We start from the raw sequence: 341 nt of genomic DNA, 5'->3' as shown, positions 1-341 counted from the left end.
CGGTCATCGAGGAGCACCCCGGCGCGATCCTCGAAGAGGTCGAGCCGTACGGGTACGAGCAGGACGTCACCGCCTACACCGACACGATGACGACCTGGTCGCTCGCCGGCCAGTGGGCGTTCAGCCCCGACATCCCGGCCCGCGCGACCGAGGAGATCTGCCGGCTCGCCATCGAGCACGAGGAGACGCTCCGCGAGTCCGACCCGACGACGCTGGAGTACTCGCCCGAAGCGATGACCCAGACCGTGATCCCGGAGATCGACATCCACGCCGGCGTGGCGAACTTCTTCGAGGACAACGACGTCTGGGAGGACTCTTGGAGCCGCGGCGACGAGTAGCCC

1 pseudogene is annotated in these 341 nt (G+C 68.0%); it reads left to right on the top strand.

The features are described from left to right. Positions 1-338, top strand: a pseudogene (locus EXE45_RS18445) (TRAP transporter substrate-binding protein); the annotation flags it as partial. Positions 339-341 lie beyond the last annotated feature (3 nt).

Origin of the sequence: Halorubrum sp. SP9 (assembly GCF_005435015.1) — an archaeon.
GTDB classification, from domain to species: Archaea; Halobacteriota; Halobacteria; order Halobacteriales; family Haloferacaceae; genus Halorubrum; species Halorubrum sodomense.
Note: the sequence above shows the minus strand (reverse complement) of the source record. Positions and strands in the feature narration are given on the sequence as shown.